This is a genomic window from Methyloceanibacter marginalis, assembly GCF_001723295.1.
Classification (GTDB): domain Bacteria; phylum Pseudomonadota; class Alphaproteobacteria; order Rhizobiales; family Methyloligellaceae; genus Methyloceanibacter; species Methyloceanibacter marginalis.
The window spans coordinates 1-5632 of the sequence record NZ_LPWD01000421.1; the positions used below are offsets into that span (position 1 = coordinate 1).

Here is a 5632-nt window from a genome sequence, read left to right on the forward strand (position 1 = left end):
AGGGTTCGGCCAGGCAAAGGGCACACCGAACTTTACCGCGGCGCCGAGTATGTCGTTGATTTCCTGCCCAAAGTGAAGCTCGAGCTCGTGCTTGGCGACACCATGGTGGAAAAGGCCGTCGAAGCCATCATCGCCTCGGCCAAGACCGGCCGTATCGGCGACGGAAAGATCTTCGTCTCCAACGTCGAGGAAGCCGTGCGCATCCGGACGGGCGAGACCGGAAACGATGCTATCTGACAACTGACGGTCCGGAGAAGTTCAGACTATAAATGGAAGCAACCTAACAGCCGCCCTTCGAACGGGCGGCTCAAGCACGCATGACAGGGAGTGGAAATGGCAGACGCAAAGAGCATTGCTAAGAAACTCAAAGACGAGGAGATCAAGTTCGTCGATCTGCGCTTCACCGATCCCCGGGGGAAGATGCAGCACGTGACGATGGACTCGGCCCTCATGGACGAAGAGGCTTTTGCCGAGGGCGTGATGTTCGACGGTTCGTCGATCGCCGGCTGGAAGGCGATCAACGAGTCGGACATGAAGCTCATGCCGGACTGCAACTCGGCAGTGATCGACCCGTTTTTCGCGCAGAGCACGCTGGCCGTGTTCTGCGACGTGCTCGAGCCGCTCACCAACGAGCCCTACGAGCGCGATCCGCGCTCCATCGCCGGCAAGGCGCAAGCCTATATGCAGCAGACGGGCGTGGGCGACACAGCCGTGTTTGGTCCCGAGGCCGAGTTCTTCGTCTTCGACGACGTCCGCTTCACGGCCGAGCCCTATAGCTGCGGCTACCGCATCGACTCCACGGAGCTGCCGTCAAACATGGGCACCGAGTACGAGATGGGCAATCTCGGCCACCGGCCGCGCACCAAGGGCGGCTACTTCCCCGTGCCGCCGGTCGATTCCGCGCAAGACCTGCGCTCGGAGATGCTTTCGGTGATGTCCGAGATGGGCGTCAGCACCGAGAAGCACCACCACGAGGTGGGCGCCGCCCAGCACGAGCTCGGCATCAAGTTCGGCCCGATCATCGAGACCGGCGACGCGATGCAGATCTACAAATACGTGATCCACAACGTGGCGCATGTCTACGGCAAGACCGCGACCTTCATGCCGAAGCCGGTGTTCGGCGACAACGGCTCGGGCATGCATACCCACCAGTCGATCTGGAAGGACGGCAGCCCGATTTTCGCCGGCGACAAATACGCCGACCTGTCAGACATGGCGCTGCACTATATCGCCGGCATCCTGAAGCACGCCAAGGCGCTGAACGCCTTCACCAACCCCAGCACCAACTCCTATAAGCGTCTGGTGCCGGGCTACGAGGCGCCGGTGCTGCTGGCCTACTCCTCGCGCAACCGCTCCGCATCGTGCCGCATTCCGCTCGGCACCGGTCCGAAGTCGAAGCGCGTCGAGGTGCGCTTCCCCGATCCGACCGCGAATCCGTATCTCGCCTTCGCCGCCATGCTCATGGCCGGCCTCGACGGCATCGAGAACAAGCTCGATCCGGGCGATCCGATCGACAAGAACCTCTACGATCTGCCGCCGGAGGAGCTCGAGAAAGTGCCGACCGTATGCGGGTCGCTGCGCGAAGCTTGCGAGTCGCTGGACGCCGACCGCGCCTTCCTCAAGAAGGGCAACGTGTTCACCGACGACGCGATCGACGCTTATCTGGAGCTGAAGATGGAAGAGGTGGAGCGCTTCGAGATGATGCCCCACCCGATCGAGTTCGACATGTATTACAGCGTCTAGGCCGCTTCAGGCTTAGAGCGTTCAGACGAAGATGGGGCGACCGCTTACCCAAGCGGCCGCCCCTCTTTCGCCCGGCCTTGCAAACCTCTAGCCCTTTTCCTCCCGCGTTCCCCCGTCGGACGCGGGAAGCCATTGGTTCTTGCCAGGCTCCCCCAAACTCACAAGCCTTTCGGCTACATCAAATAAAACACCCCGTAGATCAGAGCTCCGCCGCCGGCCAAGACCAGCCAGGATTTGTTGTCGCGGTACCAATCGTCCATCATGGAGGGCAGGCCGAAGATCACGAAGCGGCCGAGCGACAGGGCGATAAAGGCCGCGATCAGGCCGAGCACCCATAGCGACAGGTTCGTCTGCGGCACGCCCTGCCCCGCATCGACCACCATCATGCCGGCATTGCTCGCGCCGAGGTTGACGGCGCCCCAAATGGCCGCCGCCGCCGCTCCCACCAGCATGGCGTATCGGATCAACATGCCGCGTAAATTCCCCTCGATTTGGGATGAATTTTAGCGACACGCAGGTAAAGAAACGGAAAAGCCGTAGACTTAAGCGGGGGTTTAACGGTGACCCAAAACGCTCACGCAGCCTTCCACTTGATGGAACAGCCGATGGAGGGCGTTTGCTGCCGCGGGCCTTGGCTTGTCTCGGCGACTTGCTTCATCGCCTCGAACAATTCGCGGCGCACGTCGGGCCCCGCGGGGTCACGTCCGCTCTCGTCGAGCCGGCCGCGATACTGAAGTTCCAGGCCTTTATTGAAGCCGAAAAAGTCCGGCGTGCAGGCCGCGTCATAGGCGCGGGCGACATCTTGGCTTTCGTCATGCAGATAGGGAAAGGTGAAGCCGTGCTCTTGCGCGAAGTCCTTCATATGCTCGAAGGAATCGTCCGGATGTGTCGCCGCGTCATTAGAGCAGATGGCCACGGTGTTAACGCCGAGCGCCTTCAGCTCCGTGGCGTCGCGTACGAGGCGGTCGATCACCGCTTTGACGTAGGGGCAGTGATTGCAGATGAAGACGACGAGCGTGCCGTTCGGACCTTTCAGCGCGTCCAAGCTGTAGGTCTTGCCGTCGACACCGGGAAGCGTGAATCCGGGCGCTTTCCAGCCGAAATCGCAGACGGGGGTATGCTCAGCCACAAAGGTCTCCTCTTCGCAAATCTGTCATGGCCGCCCACTAGCTTCAGGCTGGCCTTGTGCCGCATGCTAGCGCATGGGGCCGGTCCGGATCAAAACCAAGCAGGATTGAAGGGAAAGGCCGACAGGATGAGGCGATTTCTTTTAACGCTGGCCGTGTCAGTGGCCTCTTGTCTGACTGCGGCCATCCCCGCGAGCGCGGCCTTCCAGCTCGACAGCCGCTACCAGGACGAAGACGGCGACATGATCGCCGATATCCCGGCCGATGCGTCCGCGCAGGTCGATCCCTCAATGCTGATCTTTGCCTATACGCCGGTCGAGGACCCGGCCGTCTATGCCGAGGTGTGGCAGGAATTCCTCGACCATTTGACCGAGGTCACAGGCAAGCGCGTGCAGTTCTTTCCCGTGCAGTCGAACGCCGCGCAGATCGAGGCGATGCGCGCAGGCCGCTTGCATGTCGCGGGATTCAACACCGGCTCGAACCCGCTTGCCGTGGCGTGCGCGGGCTTCCGCCCCTTCACCATGATGGCAGGCGAGGACGGCTCGTTCGGCTACGAGATGGAGATCATCACCTATCCGGGCTCAGGCATCGAGAAGCCGCAAGACCTCAAGGGCAAGACCATGGCTTTCACAGCGGAGACGTCGAACTCCGGCTACAAGGCGCCATCGGCTTTGCTGAAATCGGAATTCGGCCTGGAGGCCGAGCGCGACTATGCGCCGAGGTTCTCCGGTGCCCACGACACCTCGGTGCTTGGCGTCGCCAACAAGGACTATGACGCCGCGGCGGTCGCCAACTCGATCAAGGCGCGCATGATCGACCGGGGACTGGTGGAGAAAGATCAGCTCAAGACCATCTATACCTCGCAGACTTTTCCCACCACGGGCTTCGGCGTCGCGCATAATCTGACGCCAGAGCTTCAGGCGAAGATCAAAGAGGCGTTCTTCTCCTTCGATTGGGAAGGCACCAAGCTGCTCGAGGAGTTCTCGAAGTCCGGCGACACCACGTTCATCCCCATCAGCTTCAAGGACGATTGGGCGGTAATCCGAAAAATCGACGAGGCAAACGGCGTCGTCTATTCCTGCAATTGACGCAATCTCTTAGCCCGGCCCACTGATGAGTTTGCGGCGCGGAGCCTTTCCCATACCATGCCGGAACCTTTGAGCCCGGATGTGAGCGATGCTGCGCGTCTCCTCTCTCAGCAAACGGTATAGGACCGGCGATCACGCGCTCGACGGCGTCTCGTTCGAGGTGCCCGCCGGACAGGTTGTGGGGCTGATCGGGCCGTCCGGGGCGGGCAAGTCCACGCTCATCCGCTGCATCAACCGGCTGGTCGAGCCGACAAGCGGCCAGGTGCAGCTCAACGACACCGATATCACGCGGCTCGGGCGCGCAGGCTTGCGGCGCGCGCGCCGGCGCATGGGCATGATCTTCCAGGAATACGCGCTGGTCGAACGGCTCACGGTCATGGAGAACGTGCTCTCGGGACGTCTAGGCTACGTGCCGTTCTGGCGTTCTTATCTCCGGCGCTTTCCCCAAGCCGATGTGGACAAGGCCTTCATGCTGCTCGACCGGGTCGGGCTGACCGAGCAGGCCGACAAACGGGCCAGCGCGCTCTCCGGCGGCCAACGGCAGCGCGTGGGCATCGCCCGGGCGCTCGAGCAGGACCCCGAACTTCTGCTGGTCGACGAGCCCACCGCCTCGCTCGACCCGAAGACGGCGCGGCAGATCATGCGGCTCATCTGCGAGATCGCCTGCGAGCGCACGCTTCCAGCGATCATCAGCCTGCATGACGTCCTGCTGGCCAAGATGTTCGTCGACCGCATCGTCGGCCTGCGCGCAGGGCAGATCGTCTCGACGGCGCGCCGGCCGCACTCAACACGGCCATGCTCACCGAGATCTACGGCGAAGAGGACTGGACGCAGATCCACGACGACAGCGACGACGGAGATCTCGCGTTGGATGCGCAGGCCCGCGAGGAACGCATGGCCGGGCTCGTATGAGCACGGCGCTTGCTCAGCCGCGCCGCTGGAAGCGGCCGCCGCTCATTGCCAATCCATGGCTCCGCTGGAGCATCTCTCTCGGCGCCCTGGTCTATCTCGCTGCGGCGCTCTCCACCCTCGACGTCAACTGGGAGCGCATCGGCGAAGGCCTGAGCCAAGGCGCGCGCTTCCTCGAAGGCTTCCTCGTGCCGGACTTCACGACACGATCCCGCGATATCTGGCGCGGCATGGAAGAGAGCCTGACCATGACAGTCACCTCCACCGTGGTGGGCTGCCTGATCTCGATCCCCATTGGCCTGGGCGCCGCACGTAACATCGCACCGCTGCCGGTTTATGCGGTTTGCCGCGCCATCATCGCGCTGTCGCGCGCGTTCCAAGAGGTGATCATCGCCATCCTGTTCGTGGCCATGTTCGGCTTCGGCCCGTTCGCCGGGTTCCTGACGCTGTCCTTCGCAACCATCGGCTTCATGGCAAAATTGCTCGCCGAAGACATCGAGGACATCAACGAGGCGCAGGCAGAAGCATCCGCGCCACCGGCGCCAATTGGTGGCAGGTGATCAATTACGGCATTCAGCCTCAGGTGCTGCCGCGGCTCATCGGCCTGTCGCTTTACCGGCTCGACATCAATTTCCGCGAGAGCGCCGTGATCGGCATCGTCGGCGCGGGCGGCATCGGCGCCACGCTCAATACGGCAATGCAGCGCTACGACTACGACACGGCGGGCGCGATCTTGATCATGATCATCCTCATCGTGCTCGCCGC

5 protein-coding genes and 2 pseudogenes are annotated in these 5632 nt (G+C 62.6%); 5 read left to right on the forward strand and 2 right to left on the reverse strand.

What is annotated here, in order from left to right; all coding sequences use genetic code 11:
- Window positions 1-237: P-II family nitrogen regulator (locus tag AUC71_RS14320; protein ID WP_069624780.1), on the forward strand; the 237-nt coding region annotated here is incomplete at its 5' end.
- A 96-nt stretch (window positions 238-333) separates the two neighbouring features.
- Window positions 334-1743, forward strand: coding sequence for a type I glutamate--ammonia ligase (gene glnA, locus AUC71_RS14325; RefSeq protein WP_069624781.1), 1410 nt, complete (start codon window positions 334-336; stop codon window positions 1741-1743).
- A 173-nt stretch (window positions 1744-1916) separates the two neighbouring features.
- Here the strand turns inward: glnA and AUC71_RS14330 are convergent, their stop codons facing one another.
- The gene (locus AUC71_RS14330; RefSeq protein WP_069624782.1) at window positions 1917-2213 is read right to left on the reverse strand and encodes a hypothetical protein; all 297 of its coding nucleotides are present in this window, start codon (window positions 2211-2213) and stop codon (window positions 1917-1919) included.
- 104 nt (window positions 2214-2317) lie between these two features.
- Window positions 2318-2872, reverse strand: a complete 555-nt coding sequence (locus AUC71_RS14335; protein WP_069624783.1) for a thioredoxin family protein — start codon at window positions 2870-2872, stop codon at window positions 2318-2320.
- A 126-nt stretch (window positions 2873-2998) separates the two neighbouring features.
- Here AUC71_RS14335 and phnD point away from each other — a divergent pair, with 126 nt between their 5' ends.
- The 3 genes and pseudogenes from phnD to phnE form a co-directional block, all read left to right on the forward strand.
- A complete protein-coding gene (gene phnD / locus AUC71_RS14340; protein ID WP_069624784.1) occupies window positions 2999-3958 on the forward strand; it encodes a phosphate/phosphite/phosphonate ABC transporter substrate-binding protein in 960 nt (319 codons plus the stop codon).
- An 88-nt stretch (window positions 3959-4046) separates the two neighbouring features.
- Window positions 4047-4870 (forward strand): annotated as a pseudogene (phnC, locus tag AUC71_RS18150) (phosphonate ABC transporter ATP-binding protein).
- A pseudogene (phnE, locus tag AUC71_RS14355) lies at window positions 4867-5632 on the forward strand (phosphonate ABC transporter, permease protein PhnE); the annotation flags it as partial. The pseudogenes phnC and phnE, both read left to right, overlap by 4 nt.